This window comes from Pseudomonas sp. P97.38 (assembly GCF_001269745.1).
Lineage (GTDB): Bacteria > Pseudomonadota > Gammaproteobacteria > Pseudomonadales > Pseudomonadaceae > Aquipseudomonas > Aquipseudomonas chlororaphis_E.
The window spans coordinates 349,625-368,453 of the sequence record NZ_LHVJ01000011.1 but is presented as its reverse complement, the minus strand read 5'-3'; the positions used below and the strand labels follow the sequence as shown (position 1 = coordinate 368,453).

Sequence of the window (18,829 nt, the reverse complement as noted above, 5' to 3'; positions counted from 1 at the left end):
GTTGACGCGCATCCACGCGTCATCGCCGCCGACTTTCTGCAGGCCGACGTAAAAGGTGTTGCCGCCGTACTTGGCCGAGAGCATGGCGAACGCGGTTTTGTTGTCCAGGTCACCGGCCAGCGCGCTGCCGTCTTCCTTGCCGATGAAGTAACCGAGGTTGGCGCCCAGGGTCCAATCGCCGATGGGCTGGCTGTGGGTCAGGTTGAAATACTGCTGCTGGTAGATGTCGGACAGCTCGGCGTACCAAACCCCGACCTGGGTGCGCTTTTCATTGAAGGCGTATTCGCCGCCGCCGAAGTTGAAACGGTCGGAGGTGAAGGCGCCCCGGCCGTTCATCGACATGTCTTCCATGCTCGCGTCGTTGCGCGGGCTGTTGCCGCGGAACTGGCCGCCGTAGAGGCTCAGGCCGTTGATTTCGGTGGAGGTCACCTGGCCGCCACGGAAGGTCTGCGGCAGGGAACGGCCGTCGTCGGAACGCAGGATCGGCAGCACCGGCATCCATTCGCCAACCTTCAGCTCGGTCTTCGACACCTTGGCCTTCAGGGCCACACCCAGGCGCCCGAAATCATCGGCCGGACGACCGTCGTCATGCACCGGTAGCAACTGCGTACCCGCCGTGCCGCGACCGCCGTCGAGCTTGACCGAGTACAGGCCCAGCACGTCCACGCCGAAACCGACCACGCCCTGGGTGAAACCGGACTTGGCGTCGAGGATGAAGTTCTGGGTCCATTCCTCGGCTTTGCCTTGGGCGTTGTTCGGGTTGGTGAAGTTGCGGTTGAAATAGGCGTTGCGCAGGGTCAGCGTGGCCTTGGCATCGTCGACGAAACCTTCGGCATTGGCCATGGTAGGCAGGAATGCGGCCAGGCTGCTGCAACCGAGCAAAATCAGGGTGGGGCGGGTAGTGCGGAGGGTACGGCGGGTCGAACGGTGGTCGGGGGAAAAACGGACACGTGTGCTCACTATGACGGCTCCCTACTTTTTTGTTGTTTTTATTTGTCATACGTCGTCGTACAACATGAGGGAGATTATTGGTCGTCGCTAAGCGTTGTCAACTGGCCATGATCGGAATTATCCAATGGTCGGTTTCTTCAAAATAGGCCGGGTCAATGGTTTCAGCACAAGGGTGTGCAGAGATGCGCCCTGGCGACGGCTCTATCGCGGAGCTTCAAAGATGACGTGGTCATGCGATGACTGGTCTAAGACATTAGTCGAATAAACCCAGTCGAGGGACCCGGCAGCCCCTTGTGGCGAGGGGATTCATCCCCGTTGGGCGGCGAAGCCGACCTGCTTCGAAGACGGCGTGTTTACTCCAATGTAGGAGTGTTCTGGAACGGGCTACGTTTTCTTGCGCCATTGCCTACACCTGCGCCAGAATCCGCTGGCTTGTGCGCTTGGATGGGCACGTTCTATCGTTTCCAGGTCGATGAGGCATCAGCGATCGGGTTTGGTAGCCCGGTTTTTCTGGCGCAAGTGCACCTGATGCAGAAGCCTGTCACGCCTCTGTTTTATGGTGGTCCTGCGTAGGGCGTCCTCGGACGCGCCGGGTGCCAGATGACCGGTCTACCAACCTTCGTATGGCCACCACCCTTCGTTTGGTAGCGAGAGTGAGGGCTCCAATCTTCTCATCTGGAGTCTCATCATGTTCAAGGCAACCCCGAACCCACCGAATACCGATCCCACGTCACCGCGCAAGAAACTCGACGAAGCCGCCGGAGCGCGCCCGCGACTATGACCTCAACCCAACACCCGACAACCCCGAAGCAGTCACGGCGCCCGGCCAACTTTTCACTGTCATCCAAAACGTCGATACCGAAAGCCTGCTCGCCAACCTCAGCGAAACCCTGGCCTCGGCCAACGCCATGATTGAAGACCTGGCCTTCGACCTGAACGGTTCACACCGGCATTTGCTCCTGGGCATCCAACAGTTGATCGAACTGGGCAGCCTGCTGGCCAACCGCGCACTGGATAACGTCGAACAGCACCAGCCGACCTAGCGCATCCCCGTGGCGAGGGAGGCCGCTCCCTTGCCACGGGCGCTTCTGCTTACCCTGGCCCAGGTATGAATACGCATAACTATGCGAGCTGTTTTAACTCAAGTCGTTTGCTCGCCAAAGACCCAATGGGTCAGCGCGTTAATCAGTTAGGAGTTATTAAGTTCATTGAGTACGAATGTTCCTATTGGCCATTTTGATCTCTCTGAACCGTTGGACCTTTTTCCCAGCATCGGCTTTGACCGCCAGTTTGGCTCTCGAAACTGCCTTTCGGAGGGCTGCGCTATCCAGCACTTCGCCTCCTTTACCTAATACGAGTCCACCTTGTTTGAAAAAATCCCAATTTGCTTGAGCCTCCTCAAGCCGTCTTAGAGTTTTTGGGCTGGCATCTATGGTGGTATTTGGTTTTCTTTTTACAAAGCGCTCCCATATTGCCACGCGTTCCGCTTGTCTTTCTTCAAAGGCATAAACTCTTTTTTGATTTTTCGTTGGGGTTGCGGTTCGAGAATAAGATCGTGTAGCTCTCTGCTGGGGGTGGTAAGCGTGCTGCCACACTGAACGTCTTTGGGGCGGCCGAGGACGTAATGGTATTAGTCGGGACCGACCGCGGTATTTGGGAGGCTGTGAGCGCAATAATTCCGGATGACGTAGCTAGTGCTTGGGGTCTAGAAAGATCCAATGCTGTTGTAGAAAGATCCAATGCTGTTGGGAGGGGAGGGGCCCATGGTTTAACTGGAACGCTGGACGGCTTGAATAAAATGCGGTCATTCCATGGCATGAAGACGTTCCCACTCGGATCATACCGATTAACCGGATCCCCACCACAATAAGCATACGCATTGATCCCCCCCTCCCCAAACGGACTCAACTCATCCGGACTATTGAACCGCATCAACACCGGATTGAAAGCCCGATTACCCTGTCCCAACAAATAATGCCCTGTGACCGAATCACTCCGCTCACCATTGAATCCCAACAAACAACTCAACCCACTTTCCCCCGCACGATGTCCATAGGCGGTATAGGCCATCCGCTGCGAATCCGCGTCCGTCAAAGCCACCAACGGCGATCGCTGTTGATCCGTCGCCAACAATGCCGTCTCGCTAACACCCATGACACTCAGCCGCTGTGCCAGCGGCTGTTCTCCATGGCGAACAATCGTGAGCTGGGCCTCGCTGTCAATTTCGTTGACCAGTTCGTCGTTCTGGTAGAAGCGTTGCACGCCGGGGCTTTGCAGCGGTGTCAGGCCGCTGAGGCGGTCCAGGGGGTCATAGTGGTAGCGGCACAGGACCTGCATTGATGACGGTGGCATGGGCGGGTTCTTCCTGAGGAAGGCGATGCTGTCAGGCTCGGGGATTTCCGCGGTGGCGTCTACTAGCAGAACTGTTAGGTTTTGCGGGATTTGGGTGGGGTTGGTGGCTTCTTCGCGAGCAGGCCAGGCACTGCCGGTTCGCGACCCCGAGCAGGCAACGGTCGTGGATTTCAGCCATGCCGATAGGGAACGTGCCAGCGCGACGAGTGGTCGTATTTTCCATGCGAGCTGATCACACGGAGACCCGATGAACCAAGACGTCCCGAACACCGATACCAATCGTCGTCAATTGCTGCAGATCATCGCCGGCCTGTCTGACGGGGTGATGCTGGTCGAAGTCGACCAGACCATTGCCTGGGCCAATGACGCGGCATTGACCATGCACGGGGTGAAGAACATCAGTGAACTGGGCGCCAATGCCGACGAGTACGCCCGGCGGTTCAACTTGCGTTACCGCAACAACCACCCGCTCACCGAAGACAACTACCCCATTGCCCGGGTGGCCCGTGGCGATGAGTTCAGCGACGTGTTGGTGGAAGTCACGCCCGAGGCTGACCCAGACCGTACCTGGGTGCACCGAATCCGCAGCATGGTGCTGACCGATCGCAGTGGTGAGCCGGAGTATCTGGTGCTGATTCTCAGCGACGCCACCGACTGGGCCAGCGCCGAGCAGCGCTTTGAAAGAACCTTCGCCGCCAACCCGGCGCCGGCGGTGATCTGCCGTCTCAGCGATCTGCGCTACATCAAGGTCAACCAGGGCTTCCTGGAAATGACCGGCTACAGTCGTGAGCAGGTGATCGGGCGCTCGGTGTATGAGCTGGACGTGCTAGAAGCCGCCGAGCGGCGCGAGCTGGCCGTTGAGCGACTGGGGCAGGGCGCGACCATTCCGCAAATGGCGGCAGAGTTGAAATTGCCCGATGGCACCAGCAAGCAAGTGATCGTCGCCGGCCAGCCCCTGGACCTGCACGACGAAGATTGCATGTTGTTTTCGTTCATGGACATGGAGCCCCGGCGCAAGGCCGAAACCGCCCTGCGCCAGAGCGAGGAGCGCTTTGCCAAGTCGTTCCGCCTGTCGCCGGTGCCCACCTTGGTGTGCACGGCCGAGCAGTTGTTGCTGGAGGTCAACGAGGCTTTCGTCAACACCACCGGTTATGCCAGCGAAGAGTTGATGGGCAAGACCGTTGAAGAGATCGGCTTTCTCGACAAGGACGCCAGTGCGTCGTTGTTCGCCGTGCTGGAAAAAAGCGCGAGTGTCTCCGGTGTCGACGTCAAGGTGCACAAGAAGGGGGGAGAGCGCATCGACTGTGAAGTGGCGGCCGACACCGTGGTCATCCAGGACAAGCCGTGCTACTTGCTGGTGCTGATGAATATCACCGAACGCAAGCGCTCGGAGCTGGAACTGGTGGCGGCGATCGAGGAAGTGATGAAAGACGCTTCGTGGTTCAGCCGCACCCTGATCGAAAAACTGGCCAACGTGAAGAGCATCAACGCGCCATTGTCCTCGGCGTCGTTCACCGAGCTAACGGCCCGCGAGCGTGATGTGCTGGGGCTGATCTGCCAGGGGCTGGCGGACAAGGAAATCGCCGCACGCCTGAAACTGGCCCCCAATACCGTGCGCAATCACGTGGCGACGTTGTACTCCAAACTGGATGTCCATAGCCGCAGCGAGGCGATCGTCTGGGCGCGTGAGCGGGGTTTGTTCGCCAACGAATGGCGCAACAAGGCACATTGATGGCCAGTGCATATGCACTGGCTGCGTTGGTGCAAATTCGGGTTCTGCTGCGGATGCCGGCTCCCTAGGCTGGGAGAGTGCGGCAATGTTTGTGAAGCCGCGTCCCCTACGTAACAATCAAGGAATACCGCCTAAATGCGCAGTAAACGATACAGCCGTGCCATCGACAGGATGTCTGCAAAAGTCCTCCACCCGAACTTTCCCACCGCGCTCTTGCGACCTTGATGCCGAGGTGCAACCCATGACCCAATTGGCCCCTTTGCGCGCCCGCCTCGAACAAAGCTTCTCGCCGCTCGCTTGCGAATGCAGCCTCAATGGCGACGGCACCCTCACGGTACGCCTCTATCACCGCGACAGTGGCGAGGTAGACCTCGTGGTCAGCGGCATGAGCCTGGACAGTGTTCGTTCCGAAGAAAGCCTGGCGAAGCTGATCGACGAGCTGCGCTATGAGTTGCAGAACACGCCGTTGCATCGAGACGACACACTCTGACAGCCCCCTGTGGCGAGGGAGCTTGCTCCCGCTGGGGCGCGCAGCGGCCCTGATTGCTGGGGCTGCTGTGCAGCCCGGCGGGAGCAAGCTCCCTCGCCACAGTTTGCAGGTGATAGGGCGGCTACAGCTACAACAACGTCGCTCGACAATCGAGTACCAACCGCGCCCCGCCATATTCGCTCCTGCCCACATCCAGCGTGAACCCGTGCAGGTTGACGATCGCCGCGACAATCGACAGACCCAGGCCAAAACCGCCGTGCTGGCTGCTGCCTTCGGCGCGGTAGAAGCGACGGAACACCGCCTTGCGCTCGGCTTCCGGGATGCCGGGGCCGGAGTCGAGCACTTCGATGCGGGTACTGTCGCCCTGATCGACCCCGCGCAGGATCACCGTACCGCCCGCCGGGGTGAACTTGATCGAGTTGCTCAGCAGGTTCGACACCGCCTCGAACAACAAGGCCCGGTCGCCGTTGAGCAAAGGCAGGGTGTCGGGGACCTCCAGGGTAAACGTCAGCTCGCCTTCCTCGGCAAGCGGCAGGTAGAAGTCGTGCAACTCTTGCAGCAATTGCAACGGATCGAGGCGCACGAAGCCTGAACGGCGCTGCTGGTCTTCCAGTTCGGAAATCCGCAACAAACCGCGAAACCGCGCCATCAGAGTGTCGGTTTCGGCGATCACCTGGTCCATCTGCAACGCTTCGGGCGAGCCGTCCGGGGCTTGCTGCTGGATGCGATACAACTGCGCCCGCAGGCGGGTCAGTGGTGTGCGCAGGTCGTGGGCGATGTTGTCGCACACGCCCTTGACCTCGTTCATCAAGCGTTCGATGCGATCGAGCATGGCGTTGACGATCGCCGCCAGCATGTCCAGTTCATCACGTCGGCTCGACAGCGGCAGGCGATGCTTCAGGTCGCCGGCGACGATCGCCTCGGCGCTGGCTTGCAGCTTGCGGATGCGTTGCAGCGGCCGGCGCCGCAGCAAATGCCAGCCGGCTATGCCCGGCAGGATGGTCAGCGAGACGCCCCAGAACAATGCATGCAGGATGATCCGCGTCACGGCGAACAGCGAACCGTTGTCCCGCGCCAGGATCAGCCAGCGCCCGTCCTGCACGCGGGTCGCCACCGCGTCGCAACTGTCGGAAGGAAGGCTGGGATCGTCGGAGTCGACGCAGCCACCGAGCATGTGGATTTTGCCGTCCAGCGGCAGGTCGGCGGGGACGCGCATGATCGGCCCGCTCAAATGCCGCAGTTGCGGGTCGAACAGACCGTAGGCGTCGACGCCACGCTCGTCCAGCGTCAGGCTGGCCATCAGCGCGTCTTCCAGTTGATCGCCGTGGATCCGGGCGAACAGGTGCTGGCGCTGCATCAAGGAGTGCTTGGCCAGGTTGTCGAGGTAGCCAAACACTTCGTAATACATCACGCCCATCAGGATCGCGCTCCACAGCACGAACAGCGCACTGTACAGCGCCAGCAGGCGACTGCTGGAGGAACGCCAGCCCTTAGCGGGGTTCAGCAATGACATAGCCGGAACCCCGCACCGTGCGAATCAGCGGTTCCAGGCCCGGCGGGTCGATTTTCTTGCGCAGGCGCCCGATGTGGACGTCGATCAGGTTGGTGCCAGGGTCGAAATGGTAGCCCCACACTTCCTCGAAAATCATCATGCGCGACAGGATCTGCCCGCAGTTGCGCATCAGGAACTCCAGCAACTTGTATTCGGTGGGCAGCAGGCTGAGCAATTGCCCGTTGCGGCTGGCTTCGCGGCTGATCAGGTTCAGCTCCAGGTCCGCCACCCGCAGCACGGTTTCCGGTTCCCGGGCGCCATTGTTGCGTCGCAGCAGCACCTCGACCCGGGCGGCCATCTCGTCGGTGGCGAAGGGCTTGGTCAGGTAGTCGTCGCCACCGGCCCGCAGGCCGCGCACCCGTTCATCGACGTCGGAGAGGGCGCTGATCATCAGGATCGGCGTGGCCACGCCCATGGTGCGCAGGGTGGTGACGATCACCAGGCCGTCGAGCTCGGGCAACATGCGATCGAGGGTGATCAGGTCATAGTCGCCGCTCACCGCGCGTTCCAGGCCTTCGCGGCCATTGTCGACCCAGTCGACGTCCAGGCCGTTGCGGGTCAGTTCGGCAACGATTTCACGGGCGGTCACGGCGTCGTCTTCGATGGTCAGGATGCGATTCATGGGCGGTACCGTGTTGAGAAATTCGCGCTATTGCGCAGCATTCTGCCAAAGAAAACCTGTCGGCTTTCTGAAAAAAAGTTCATGAGCCCGGCGGCCGGATTCCCTGGCCTGGATCAACACTTGGTCACAAATAATCCCTAACATAAATTTCGCGCGCATTATCCTGATGCGTCCGTTGCCCTGTTTTGGCGCGTTGTCGCGAGCAGGGGACGGACATGGATCGTTGGATGATGTACCGCAAGGAGCCTAGTCCTCACTGAACCTTCAAGGAAGAGCTGCATGATGCAACCTCAAGACTTTCTACGCCGAAAATTTGATATCCAGCCATTGGTCCGGGCCGACATGACGGTGCGCCTGGACGGCCGGGCCGTCAACGCTGCCGAGGGCGAAACCGTCCTCACCGTCATCCAGTCCCTGGGCCAGCGCCAGGTGGCCCGCAACGACCACGACCAACTCAGCGGCGCCTATTGTGGCATGGGCGTGTGCCAGTGCTGCCTGGTCAAGATCGACGGGCGCCACAAGCGGCGCGCCTGCCAGACCCTGGTGCGCCCGGGCATGCAGATCGAAACCCGGGCCAACCGCATCACCGAATCGGAGGCGCCATGAGCCTGGGGCCAGTGATTGTCGGCGGTGGGCCGGCGGGTATGGCGGCGGCCATCGAGCTCGCCCGCCACGGGGTGCGATGCACCTTGCTCGAAGAGGCTCCGCGCCTCGGTGGCGTGGTTTACCGCGGGCCACTGCGCGAGGGGGTGCAGCTGGATTACCTGGGGGCGCGCTACAGTGAAGCCCTGGAAAAACTCCATGGGGAGTTCCAACGTTACGCGCAGTTGATCGAGGTGCACGTAAACAGCCGGGTCATCGGCGCCGAAGGCTTTCGAGCGCTGATGGTCCTCGATGCCGAGGAACGCCTGCGGGAAGTGGCCTATTCGCATCTTGTTTTGGCGGCCGGTTGCCATGAGCGCAGCGTGCCGTTCCCGGGCTGGACCCTGCCGGGGGTGATGCTGCTGGGTGGCCTGCAATTGCAGATCAAGAGTGGGGTGGTCAAGCCACCGAGCCCGGTGGTCATCGCCGGGACGGGGCCGTTGCTGCCGCTGGTGGCCTGCCAGTTGCACGCGGCGGGGGTGGCGGTGGCCGGGGTCTATGAGGCCTGTGCATTCGGCCGGATTGCCAAAGAAAGCCTGGCCTTGTTGAACAAGCCGCAACTGTTCCTCGATGGCCTGGGCATGCTGGCCTACCTCAAGCTCAAGCGCATTCCCATGCACTATGGCTGGGGCGTGGTGGAGGCCCAAGGCGAAGATGAGCTGGGCAGCGTGACCGTCGCGCCATATGCCGACAACTGGGCACCGGACCTGACGCGCGCCGAACAGGTGCCGGCCCAGACGCTGGCGGTCGGCTACGGGTTCATCCCGCGCACCCAACTGAGCCAGCAGATGGGCCTGGAGCACGGCTTCAGCGAAGACGGTTACCTGCGGGCGGTGGCCGACGCCTGGCAACAAAGCAGCGAGGCGCACATCCATCTGGCCGGCGACATGGGCGGGATTCGCGGCGGTGAAGCGGCCATGCTCAGCGCTCGCATCGCCGCGCTGTCGATCCTGCTGCAACGCAACGTGCTGGATTCGGCCACGGCCCTCGAGCACCGCGAACGCTACCAGGCGCAGCTCGATCGCATCATTCGCTTCCGCGCCGCCGTAGATCGCTACACCCAGCGGGGTGCCGGGCAGATTACCTTGCCGGCGGCCGACACGGTGATCTGCCGCTGTGAACACGCTACCCGCGCCGACATCGATCGCGCCCTGGAGCAGGGTGTGCAGGACATGGCCGGACTGAAGATGCGTACCCGCGTCAGCATGGGCGATTGCCAGGGGCGCATGTGCGTGGGCTATTGCAGCGACCGTCTGCGTCAAGCCACCGGGCGGGCCGATGTGGGTTGGCTGCGACCGCGATTCCCGATCGACCCGATTCCCTTTTCTGCGTTCAAGGACGCTGGCACGGAGAGCCACCATGACTAAGCAACCAGACCTCAAGGACTATGACGTGGTCATCGCCGGCGGCGGTGTGATCGGGGCCTCCTGCGCCTATCAACTGTCCAAGCGCAAACACCTGAAGATCGCCCTGATCGATGCCAAGCGACCCGGCAACGCCACCCGCGCCTCGGCGGGCGGCCTGTGGGCCATCGGCGAGTCGGTGGGCCTGGGCTGCGGGGTGATTTTCTTTCGGATGATGTCGGCCAATCGCAAGCGCCAGACCCAGGGCGCCGCGGTGGCGGTGGACGCCAGCACGCCGCACATCCTGCCGCAGTCGTTCTTCGATTTCGCCTTGCAATCCAACGCGCTGTACCCCCAGTTGCACCGCGAGCTGATGGAGAACCATGGCATGGACTTCAAGTTCGAGGAGACCGGGCTCAAGTTCGTGATCTATGACGACGAAGACCGCTCGTACGCCGAGCACATCGTCGCCTGTATCCCGCACCTGGCGGACCAGGTGCGCTGGCTCGACCAGGCGGCCCTGCGAGAGGCCGAACCGAGTGTCAGCCATGAAGCCCAGGGCGCTCTGGAGTTTCTGTGCGATCACCAGGTCAACCCGTTCCGCCTGGCTGACGCCTACACCGAAGGCGCGCGGCAGAACCGTGTCGACCTGTTCTTCAATACCAATGTGATCGAGGTGCTGCGCAGCGGCACGCGGGTCACCGGGGTGAACACCGCCGAGGCGGGCACTTTCCACTGCCGAACCCTGATCAACGCAGCCGGTGCCTGGGCGGCGGACTTGAGCGAGCAGGCCGCGGGCGTGCGGATTCCGGTCAAGCCGGTCAAGGGGCAGATCCTGCTGACCGAGCGTATGCCGAAGATCCTCAACGGCTGCCTGACCACCAGCGACTGTTATGTGGCGCAGAAGGACAACGGCGAAATCCTCATCGGCAGCACCACCGAAGACAAAGGCTTCGACGTGACCACCACCTACCCGGAAATCGAAGGACTGGTGCAAGGCGCGATGCGCTGCATTCCGCAACTGGCCGACATCAACCTGAAGCGAACCTGGGCCGGCCTGCGCCCAGGTTCGCCCGATGAGCTGCCGATCCTGGGGCCGATGCGCGGGGTAGAGGGCTACCTCAACGCCTGCGGCCACTTCCGCACCGGCATCCTCACCTCGGCCATCACCGGCGTGCTGCTGGATAAGCTGGTGAACCACGAACCGCTGCCGCTGGACATCACACCCTTCCTGGCAGACCGCTTCGAGGTGGCCCCGGTCAAACAGGCGAAGGCAATGGAACCCGCGTGAAGCACCTCCTGTGGGAGCGAGCTTGCTCGCGAAAGCGGTGTACCAGTGGGTGATGCTGCCGGCTGTGCCACCGTCTTCGCGGGCAAGCCCGCTCCCACACAGGAAGCAGCGGTGAACGCTTAATTTGTGACATACCCATCTCCCCTGTGGGAGCGGGCTTGCCCGCGAAAGCGGTGTACCAATGGGTGATAATGCTGGCCATGCCGCCGTCTTCGCGGGCAAACCCGCTCCCACACAGGAAGCAGCGGTGAACGCTTAATTTGTGACATACCCATCTCCCCTGTGGGAGCGGGCTTGCCCGCGAAAGCGGTGTACCAGTGGGTGATGATGCTGGCAGTGCCGCCGTCTTCGCGGGCAAGCCCGCTCCCACACAGGAAGCAGCGGTGAACGCTTAATTTGTGACATACCCATCTCCCCTGTGGGAGCGGGCTTGCTCGCGAAAGCGGTGTACCAGTGGGTGATGATGCTGGCAGTGCCGCCGTCTTCGCGGGCAAGCTCGCTCCCACAAAAGCGTCGGGGGATGTCCAGCATTTGCGTGAAATCCACTATCCCCTGTGGGAGCGAGCTTGCTCGCGATGACCGCGGATCTGCTGGCGCCGATGCCTACTGCATCGGGGTGTCGATGAACACTTCCAGCCCTTCGGCATAGGCGGTATAGGCGCTGATCAATGGAAACGACTGGCCCTCCACCTGGTCCGGCACCACCAGGTTGGTGAAGCTCCAGGCCACTGCCAGTGTGATACCGGCCTGATCCAGCGTGCCATCAGTGGCCAGCGGCGCTCGCTGCAGTTCCTGCTCCAGCATGCCGTAGGCAGCCGCGAGCTGGCCTTCCACTCGCTCTACCCAGGGCGCGTGCTGGATGTCTGTGGGCCGCAGGTTGCGTTCGTAGTAGATCTGCACCGACTTCTCGCACGCCGCCAGCGCTAACCCGATCAGGCGCAGTGACCGCAACCGCTGCCCGGCATCGTCTGGCATCAGGCGCTTTCCCGGTGCTGCCAGGGTTTGCAGGTAATCGATGATCAACGTCGAATCCATCAGCACGCTGCCATCGTCCAGCACCAGGGTCGGCGCCTTGACCACCGGGTTGATGCGCTGGAACTGCTCGAAATGCCGGAACACCGAAACCGATTCATGCTCCAGGACAATGCCCAGGCATTTGGCGGACAGGGCGGTGCGGCGTACGTAGGGCGAGTCCAGCATGCCGATCAGTTTCATGGCTTCTCCTTCAGCGATTTATCGGTGGGTGATACGTCAATCCTCGAACCCGACCTGTTCATGGATCTCATCGACCTTGAGCTCCAGCCGGTAGGCCACGGCAATGAACAACGCCTGGCACAGGCACAGCGTGGCGCTCAACGAGCGGAAGGCGAACGAGCTGCCTTCGTTCACCAACAATACAGCGTTAGCCCGCTTGGCCAGGGGCGACAGGTTGCTGTCGGTGATGATCAGCGTCTTGGCCTGGTGGTGCTGGGCGATGCGCAGGCAGTGCTGGGTTTCCTTGCCGTAGGGCGTGAAGCTGATGGCGATGACCAGGTCGTTGGCCCGCACGCTGCGCATCTGCTCGCGGTAGCTGCCGCCCAGGCCTGACACCAGGTGAATACGCTTGTTGGTGTGTTGCAGGTTGTAGACCAGGTAGTCGGCCACCGCAAACGAACGGCGTACGCCCACCACATAGATGTTGTCGGCGTTGACCACCAGGTCCACGGCTTTTTCGAAGGCTTGGTCGTCGAGCTCCAGCCCCAGGCGTTCGATGCCCGACAGGGTCGCGTTGACGCATTCGCGGGCCAGGTCGCCGCCACTGGCTTTCTGCGACTTGTTGGCGATCATGCTGCGGATGCGTTGCTGGTAGTTCTGCACCGGCGTGGTCTTGTGGGTGTACGCCTCGCGAAACAGCGCCTGCATTTCGCTGAACCCACTGAAGCCAAAGCGCTGGGAGAAACGCACGATGGCCGAGGGGTGCACTTCGCATTCGCGGGCGATGTCGCTGATCCGGTCGACCATGATCCGGTCGCTCTGCTGGCTCATGTAGCTGGCGATGCGCTTGAGCTGGCGGGGCAGGCTTTCGTACTCCTCGGTAATCAGTTGCAACAGGCGCTCGGCATTGATCGGAGGGCTCGGGAGCGTGGCGTCGGACGCGCGCTCGGACGGTGCCGGCAGATCATCGGGGCGGGTCATAGAAAATCCTTCTGGCTTTGTTCTTATAGGGCGGCTGTCACACACGGCCCTCGACAATAGGTTGGCTGAACGCAGTCTACAGCGTAGGCGCTGGGAAAATCATGGGTGGGGCAACGTTGGCGTCGCTGCTGAAACGATGCACTACGTCTGGTCCGCTTCGGCTATAGCGTATTGGAAAAAATATTCCACGTAAAAAATTTATAGAATAATTATTGATTATTGCCCGCGGCTCGTTTTAGTCTGCACCCACCAAGAGCGTTGGCGCCGGATTCGGCGGCATGCGCAGGCTGATAAAAATAACAGGAGCCAGCATGGGCCAGACTCGTTTTGCCAGTGGGCGTCAATTGGATGTGATCTGCCTGGGACGCCTGGGCGTGGACCTTTATGCGCAGCAAGTCGGCGCACGCCTGGAAGATGTCAGCAGTTTCGCCAAGTACCTGGGAGGCTCGTCGGCCAACATCGCGTTCGGCACGGCGCGCCTGGGGCTCAAGTCGGCGATGCTGAGCCGGGTGGGCGACGACCACATGGGCCGTTTCCTGGTGCAATCGCTGGCGCGCGAAGGCTGCGATGTCAGCGGCATCAAGGCCGATCCGCAACGCCTGACGGCAATGGTCCTGCTGGGGATCAAGGACCGTGAGACCTTTCCCCTGGTGTTCTACCGCGAAAACTGCGCCGACATGGCGCTGCGGGCCGAAGACATCGACGAGTCCTACATTGCCTCCAGCAAGGCCCTGCTGATCACCGGCACGCATTTCTCCACCGACGGCGTCTATAAGGCCAGCATCCAGGCCCTGGACTATGCGCAAAAGCATCAGGTCAAGCGCATCCTCGATATCGACTATCGGCCTGTGCTCTGGGGCCTGACAGGCAAGGCCGATGGGCAGACCCGTTTTGTCGCCGACCAGAACGTCAGCCGGCACGTGCAAGGCATCCTGCCGCGTTTCGACCTGATCGTCGGCACCGAGGAAGAGTTTCTGATCGCTGGCGGCAGCGAAGACTTGCTCACGGCCCTGCGCACCGTGCGTTCGCTGACGGCGGCGACCCTGGTGGTCAAGCTCGGCCCGCAGGGCTGCACGGTGATCCATGGGGCGATCCCGGCGCGGCTCGAAGACGGCGCGATTTACCCGGGCGTTCGGGTCGAAGTCCTGAATGTGCTGGGCGCCGGCGACGCCTTCATGTCGGGGTTTCTCGCCGGTTGGCTGGAGGACGCCAGTGACGAGCGTTGCTGCCAGTTGGCCAATGCCTGCGGCGGCCTGGTGGTGTCGCGCCATGCCTGCGCTCCGGCCATGCCGACCCGGGCGGAGCTCGACTACCTGTTCAGCAGCCCGGTGCCGATCACCCGGCCGGACCAGGACGCCGTGCTGCAACGCCTGCATCAGGTCAGCGTGCCGCGCAAAGCCTGGAAGCAACTGTTCATTTTCGCGTTCGACCACCGCGGGCAGTTAGTGGAACTGGCGCAAAAGGGCGGCCGCGACCTGAATAGCATCGGCCAGCTCAAGCAGCTGTTCATCCAGGCGGTGGAGCGGGTCGAAGCCGATTTGCAACGCCAGGGCGTCGAGGCCGATGTCGGCCTGCTGGCTGACCAGCGGTTTGGCCAGGATTCGCTCAATGCGGCCACCGGGCGCGGTTGGTGGGTCGCGCGGCCGGTGGAAGTCCAGGGTTCGCGCCCGCTGGCGTTCGAACATGGGCGTTCCATCGGCAGCAACCTGATCGCCTGGCCGCAGGAACAGATCATCAAGTGCCTGGTGCAATTCCACCCCGATGACGAGCCGCTGTTGCGCCTAGAACAGGAAGCGCAGTTGATGGGGTTGTACAAGGCCTCCCAGGTCAGCGGCCATGAATTGCTGCTGGAAGTCATTCCGCCCAAGGATCATCCGTCGCCACACCCGGACGTGCTGTACCGCGCCCTCAAGCGCCTCTACAACCTGGGCATCTACCCGGCGTGGTGGAAGATCGAGGCCCAGAGTGCGCAGGAATGGGAGCAGCTCGACGAGTTGATTCAGCAACGCGACCCGTATTGCCGCGGCGTGGTTTTGCTGGGCCTCAACGCCCCGGCCACGGCGCTGGCCGATGGTTTCCGCCAGGCCAGCCAGAGCACCACCTGCCGAGGGTTCGCCGTAGGCCGCACGATCTTCCAGGAACCGAGCCGGGCGTGGATGGCCGGGGAAATCGACGATGAAACGCTGATCCGGCAGGTGCAAGACCGGTTCGTGGAATTGATCGAGGCGTGGCGGGCGGCACGCAGTTGACCGTAGCGCAAGGCTTTTTGTGGCGAGGGAGCTTGCTCCCGCTGGACTGCGAAGCAGTCCCCGATCAGTTGGCCCTGGTTTGACAGGCAAACCGTAACGACTGGTTTACGACTGCTTCGCAGCCGAGCGGGAGCAAGCTCCCTCGCCACGGTGATCGGCGCAGTATTAGAGCAAACAATAAAAGGTGCAGCCATGCCCGCTATTCGAATTGGCATCAACCCGATTTCCTGGAGCAACGACGACCTGCCTTCCCTGGGCGGTGAGACGCCGTTGAGCACCGCGCTGAGCGAAGGCAAATCCATCGGCTACGAAGGGTTCGAGCTCAACGGCAAGTTTCCCAAGGACGCCAAGGGCGTCGGCGATGTGCTGCGGCCCTATGACCTGGCCCTGGTTTCCGGCTGGTATTCCGGTCGCCTGGCCCAGCGTTCGGCAGCCGAGGAAATCGACGCCATTGCCAGTCATGTCGAGTTGCTGGCGCACAACGGTGCCACGGTGCTGGTGTACGGCGAGGTGGCCGACTCGATCCAGGGCCAGCGGATTCCCCTGGTCGAACGGCCGCGTTTTCACACCGACGACGCCTGGCAAGGCTACGCCGACAAACTCACCGAGCTGGCGCGCTTCACTCTGTCCCGGGGCGTGCGCCTGGGTTATCACCACCACATGGGCGCCTACGTCGAGTCGCCCTCGGACATCGACAAGCTGATGGCCCTGACCGGCAGCGAGGTGGGCCTGTTGTTCGATTCCGGCCACTGCTACATGGGCGGCGGCGAACCCTTGCAGGTGCTGCGCAAACACATCGAGCGTATTTGCCATGTGCATTTCAAGGACGTGCGCAAACCGGTGGTGCAGTTGGCGCGCAACCATCTCTGGAGCTTTCCCGATTGCATCATCAACGGCACCTTCACCGTGCCGGGCGATGGCGACATCGATTTTGCCGCGTTGCTGGACGTGTTGCTGGCTGCCCGTTACGAGGGCTGGCTGGTGGTGGAAGCCGAGCAGGATCCCGCCGTCGCGCCGAGTTACGCCTACGCCAAGAAAGGCTACGAGACCCTGCGCGCCTTGTTGCAGGAAAGGAGTGCGTCATGAGCCTGTTGATCAAGAGCTACGCCAGCGGCCGGACCATGGTCGAGCTGCCCGCCGGCGAGCTGGAATACGTCGGCTTTGCCGCCTACCGCCTGAGCCTGGGTGAAACCCTTGCGGTGGCGGCCGATGACAAGGAACTGTGCCTGGTGTTGCTCAGCGGCCGCATCAGCCTCAAGGGCGAGGCGCCGGGGCAGGGCGCGTTCGATTGGGACAACCTGGGCGACCGCCAATCGGTGTTCGAGGACAAGTCACCCTACGCCGCGTACCTGCCGCCCGGCAGCCAGGCTCAGGTCACCGCCCTGAGTGACGTGCAACTCGCCGTGTGTGCGGCGCCGGGGGCAGCCGGGGATCGCTACGGCCCACGGTTGATCCGCCCCGACAGCATGAAGCGCAGCGTGCGCGGCAAGGGCGCCAACACCCGCTACATCTGCGACATCCTGCCGGACAGCGAGCCGGCCCATTCGCTGCTGGTGGTGGAAGTGCGCACGCCATCGGGACACTCGTCGAGCTACCCGCCCCACAAGCACGACACCGACGACCTGCCGCATCAAAGCTTTCTGGAGGAAACCTATTACCACCAGGTCAATCCGGCCCAGGGTTTCGTGTTCCAGCGGGTCTACACCGACGACCGCAGCATCGACCAGGCCATGGCCGTGGAGAACAGCGACCTGGTGGTGGTGCCCAAGGGCTATCACCCGGTCAGCGTGCCCTACGGATACGAGTCGTACTACCTGAACGTCATGGCCGGGCCCAAGCGCGTCTGGCAGTTTCATAACGACCCGCAGCACAGTTGGCTGCTGGACCTCTGAATTGCACCATCCCCACGGAGAACAGGAACAATGAGCGACGCCCCGGTAGTAGGCCATTACCTCAACGGACAGGTGCAGGAACGCGATGCCACGCGGTTCAGCCCGGTCTTCAACCCGGCCACCGGTGCGGTCCAGGCACGGGTCGCGCTGGCCGAACCCGCCACTGTCGAGGCCGCAGTGGCCTCGGCACTGGCGGCATTCCCGGCCTGGTCCGAACAGTCATCGCTGCGCCGTTCGCGGGTGATGTTCAAGTTCAAGGAACTGCTCGACCGCCACCATGACGAGTTGGCCGCGATCATCAGCCGGGAACACGGCAAGGTGCTGTCCGACGCCCACGGCGAAGTCACCCGGGGCATCGAGATCGTCGAGTACGCCTGTGGTGCGCCCAGCCTGCTCAAGACCGATTTCAGCGACAACATCGGCGGCGGCATCGATAACTGGAACCTGCGCCAGCCCCTGGGCGTTTGCGCTGGCATCACGCCGTTCAACTTCCCGGTGATGGTGCCCTTGTGGATGATCCCGCTGGCGCTGGTGGCCGGTAACTGCTTCATCCTCAAACCCTCGGAACGCGACCCGTCCGCCAGCCTGCTGATGGCCCGGCTTTTGACGCAAGCCGGCTTGCCGGACGGCGTGTTCAACGTCGTCCAGGGCGACAAGGTGGCGGTGGATGCGCTGTTGCAGCACCCGGACATCGAAGCGGTTTCCTTCGTCGGCTCCACGCCCATCGCCGAATACATTCACCAGCAGGGCACGGCGAACGGCAAGCGCGTGCAGGCCCTGGGCGGTGCGAAGAACCACATGATCGTCATGCCCGACGCTGACCTCGACCAGGCGGCCGATGCATTGATCGGCGCCGCCTACGGCTCGGCCGGCGAGCGCTGCATGGCCATTTCCATTGCCGTGGCGGTGGGTGACGTGGGCGATGAACTGATTGCCCGCCTGTTGCCGCGCATCGATCAACTGAAGGTCGGCAACGGCCAGCAGCCGGGCACCGACATGGGGCCGCTGGTCACCGCCGAACACAAGGCCAAGGTGGAGGGTTTCATCGATTCGGGCGTGGCCGAAGGCGCGCGCCTGATCGTCGATGGGCGAGGTTTCAAAGTGCCCGGCGCCGAGCAGGGGTTCTTCGTCGGGGCGACGTTGTTCGACCAGGTCACCCCCGAGATGAGCATCTATCGGCAGGAGATCTTTGGCCCGGTGCTGGGCATCGTGCGCGTGCCGGACTTCGCCACGGCGGTCGCCCTGATCAACGCCCACGAGTTCGGCAATGGCGTGTCCTGCTTCACCCGTGACGGCGGCATCGCCCGGGCGTTTGCCCGCAGCATCAAGGTTGGCATGGTCGGCATCAACGTGCCGATCCCGGTGCCCATGGCCTGGCATTCATTTGGCGGCTGGAAGCGCTCGCTGTTCGGCGACCACCACGCCTATGGCGAAGAAGGGCTGCGCTTCTACAGCCGCTACAAGAGCGTGATGCAACGCTGGCCCGACAGCATCGCCAAGGGCCCGGAGTTCAGCATGCCGACTGCCCAATAACCTGT

Annotated in this window: 16 protein-coding genes and 1 pseudogene; 10 read left to right on the top strand and 7 right to left on the bottom strand. The window is 62.3% G+C overall.

The genetic code is table 11. The annotated features are described in order from the left end of the window. Positions 1–960, bottom strand: a 960-nt coding sequence (locus tag AD664_RS07100) for an OprD family outer membrane porin (RefSeq protein WP_053145453.1), incomplete at its 3' end; no start/stop codon positions are given. A 679-nt stretch (positions 961–1,639) separates the two neighbouring features. Here AD664_RS07100 and AD664_RS07095 point away from each other — a divergent pair. Beyond that, a pseudogene (locus AD664_RS07095) lies at positions 1,640–1,994 on the top strand (DUF6124 family protein). A 162-nt stretch (positions 1,995–2,156) separates the two neighbouring features. On the opposite strand, the gene AD664_RS27495 reads toward AD664_RS07095, so the two are convergent. After that, complete coding sequence (locus AD664_RS27495) at positions 2,157–2,429, bottom strand: hypothetical protein (RefSeq protein WP_157061547.1); 273 nt, start codon at positions 2,427–2,429, stop codon at positions 2,157–2,159. A 19-nt stretch (positions 2,430–2,448) separates the two neighbouring features. Further along, positions 2,449–3,303, bottom strand: coding sequence for an RHS repeat-associated core domain-containing protein (locus AD664_RS26900; RefSeq protein ID WP_083454155.1), 855 nt, complete (start codon positions 3,301–3,303; stop codon positions 2,449–2,451). A 247-nt stretch (positions 3,304–3,550) separates the two neighbouring features. Here AD664_RS26900 and AD664_RS07090 point away from each other — a divergent pair, with 247 nt between their 5' ends. Both AD664_RS07090 and AD664_RS07085 read left to right on the top strand, forming a co-directional pair. Then, positions 3,551–5,035 (top strand): helix-turn-helix transcriptional regulator, encoded by a 1,485-nt coding sequence (locus AD664_RS07090; protein WP_053145451.1) that lies wholly within the window; start codon positions 3,551–3,553, stop codon positions 5,033–5,035. A gap of 241 nt (positions 5,036–5,276) precedes the next feature. Beyond that, the gene (locus AD664_RS07085) at positions 5,277–5,525 is read left to right on the top strand and encodes a DUF1652 domain-containing protein (protein ID WP_053145449.1); all 249 of its coding nucleotides are present in this window, start codon (positions 5,277–5,279) and stop codon (positions 5,523–5,525) included. 127 nt (positions 5,526–5,652) lie between these two features. On the opposite strand, the gene AD664_RS07080 is transcribed toward AD664_RS07085, so the two are convergent. Further along, positions 5,653–7,038, bottom strand: a complete 1,386-nt coding sequence (locus AD664_RS07080) for a HAMP domain-containing sensor histidine kinase (protein ID WP_053145447.1) — start codon at positions 7,036–7,038, stop codon at positions 5,653–5,655. Further along, the gene (locus AD664_RS07075) at positions 7,016–7,699 is read right to left on the bottom strand and encodes a response regulator transcription factor (RefSeq protein WP_042732930.1); all 684 of its coding nucleotides are present in this window, start codon (positions 7,697–7,699) and stop codon (positions 7,016–7,018) included. Before AD664_RS07075 ends, AD664_RS07080 begins: the two co-directional genes overlap by 23 nt. 282 nt (positions 7,700–7,981) lie before the next feature. Here AD664_RS07075 and hcnA point away from each other — a divergent pair, with 282 nt between their 5' ends. From hcnA to hcnC, 3 genes are read left to right on the top strand one after another with little or no spacing between them, the layout of a single operon-like run. Continuing rightward, positions 7,982–8,305: a cyanide-forming glycine dehydrogenase subunit HcnA gene (gene hcnA, locus AD664_RS07070; RefSeq protein ID WP_053145560.1), complete on the top strand. Its 324-nt coding sequence runs from the start codon at positions 7,982–7,984 to the stop codon at positions 8,303–8,305. Further along, positions 8,302–9,708 (top strand): cyanide-forming glycine dehydrogenase subunit HcnB, encoded by a 1,407-nt coding sequence (hcnB, locus tag AD664_RS07065; protein WP_053145445.1) that lies wholly within the window; start codon positions 8,302–8,304, stop codon positions 9,706–9,708. Before hcnA ends, hcnB begins: the two co-directional genes overlap by 4 nt. Next, positions 9,701–10,975 carry a cyanide-forming glycine dehydrogenase subunit HcnC gene (gene hcnC, locus AD664_RS07060; protein WP_053145443.1) on the top strand — a complete coding sequence of 425 codons (1,275 nt, stop codon included), beginning with the start codon at positions 9,701–9,703 and terminating at the stop codon, positions 10,973–10,975. The genes hcnB and hcnC overlap by 8 nt, the downstream gene beginning before the upstream one ends. A gap of 603 nt (positions 10,976–11,578) precedes the next feature. On the opposite strand, the gene AD664_RS07055 is transcribed toward hcnC, so the two are convergent. Both AD664_RS07055 and AD664_RS07050 read right to left on the bottom strand, forming a co-directional pair. Further along, positions 11,579–12,190, bottom strand: a complete 612-nt coding sequence (locus tag AD664_RS07055) for a glutathione S-transferase (RefSeq protein WP_053145442.1) — start codon at positions 12,188–12,190, stop codon at positions 11,579–11,581. A gap of 36 nt (positions 12,191–12,226) precedes the next feature. Further along, the gene (locus AD664_RS07050; RefSeq protein WP_042732351.1) at positions 12,227–13,150 is read right to left on the bottom strand and encodes a MurR/RpiR family transcriptional regulator; all 924 of its coding nucleotides are present in this window, start codon (positions 13,148–13,150) and stop codon (positions 12,227–12,229) included. Between the two features lie 311 nt (positions 13,151–13,461). Here AD664_RS07050 and iolC point away from each other — a divergent pair, with 311 nt between their 5' ends. From iolC to AD664_RS07030, 4 genes are all read left to right on the top strand, one after another. After that, positions 13,462–15,399 carry a 5-dehydro-2-deoxygluconokinase gene (iolC, locus tag AD664_RS07045; protein WP_053145440.1) on the top strand — a complete coding sequence of 646 codons (1,938 nt, stop codon included), beginning with the start codon at positions 13,462–13,464 and terminating at the stop codon, positions 15,397–15,399. Positions 15,400–15,591: 192 nt separating this feature from the next. Next, positions 15,592–16,485: a myo-inosose-2 dehydratase gene (gene iolE, locus AD664_RS07040; RefSeq protein WP_053145439.1), complete on the top strand. Its 894-nt coding sequence runs from the start codon at positions 15,592–15,594 to the stop codon at positions 16,483–16,485. Further along, positions 16,482–17,291: a 5-deoxy-glucuronate isomerase gene (gene iolB / locus AD664_RS07035; protein ID WP_053145438.1), complete on the top strand. Its 810-nt coding sequence runs from the start codon at positions 16,482–16,484 to the stop codon at positions 17,289–17,291. The genes iolE and iolB overlap by 4 nt, the downstream gene beginning before the upstream one ends. 30 nt (positions 17,292–17,321) lie before the next feature. Beyond that, positions 17,322–18,824 (top strand): CoA-acylating methylmalonate-semialdehyde dehydrogenase, encoded by a 1,503-nt coding sequence (locus AD664_RS07030; RefSeq protein WP_053145434.1) that lies wholly within the window; start codon positions 17,322–17,324, stop codon positions 18,822–18,824. The last annotated feature ends 5 nt before the right edge of the window (positions 18,825–18,829 follow it).

Bases quoted from the DNA above. Each gene is read 5' to 3' on its own strand.
- AD664_RS26900 (WP_083454155.1), bottom strand. From the start codon at position 3,303: ATGCCACCGTCATCAATGCAGGTCCTGTGCCGCTACCACTATGACCCC.
- AD664_RS07090 (WP_053145451.1), top strand. From the start codon at position 3,551: ATGAACCAAGACGTCCCGAACACCGATACCAATCGTCGTCAATTGCTG.
- AD664_RS07085 (WP_053145449.1), top strand. From the start codon at position 5,277: ATGACCCAATTGGCCCCTTTGCGCGCCCGCCTCGAACAAAGCTTCTCG.
- AD664_RS07080 (WP_053145447.1), bottom strand. From the start codon at position 7,038: ATGTCATTGCTGAACCCCGCTAAGGGCTGGCGTTCCTCCAGCAGTCGC.
- AD664_RS07075 (WP_042732930.1), bottom strand. From the start codon at position 7,699: ATGAATCGCATCCTGACCATCGAAGACGACGCCGTGACCGCCCGTGAA.
- hcnA (WP_053145560.1), top strand. From the start codon at position 7,982: ATGCAACCTCAAGACTTTCTACGCCGAAAATTTGATATCCAGCCATTG.
- hcnB (WP_053145445.1), top strand. From the start codon at position 8,302: ATGAGCCTGGGGCCAGTGATTGTCGGCGGTGGGCCGGCGGGTATGGCG.
- hcnC (WP_053145443.1), top strand. From the start codon at position 9,701: ATGACTAAGCAACCAGACCTCAAGGACTATGACGTGGTCATCGCCGGC.
- AD664_RS07055 (WP_053145442.1), bottom strand. From the start codon at position 12,190: ATGAAACTGATCGGCATGCTGGACTCGCCCTACGTACGCCGCACCGCC.
- AD664_RS07050 (WP_042732351.1), bottom strand. From the start codon at position 13,150: ATGACCCGCCCCGATGATCTGCCGGCACCGTCCGAGCGCGCGTCCGAC.
- iolC (WP_053145440.1), top strand. From the start codon at position 13,462: ATGGGCCAGACTCGTTTTGCCAGTGGGCGTCAATTGGATGTGATCTGC.
- iolE (WP_053145439.1), top strand. From the start codon at position 15,592: ATGCCCGCTATTCGAATTGGCATCAACCCGATTTCCTGGAGCAACGAC.
- iolB (WP_053145438.1), top strand. From the start codon at position 16,482: ATGAGCCTGTTGATCAAGAGCTACGCCAGCGGCCGGACCATGGTCGAG.
- AD664_RS07030 (WP_053145434.1), top strand. From the start codon at position 17,322: ATGAGCGACGCCCCGGTAGTAGGCCATTACCTCAACGGACAGGTGCAG.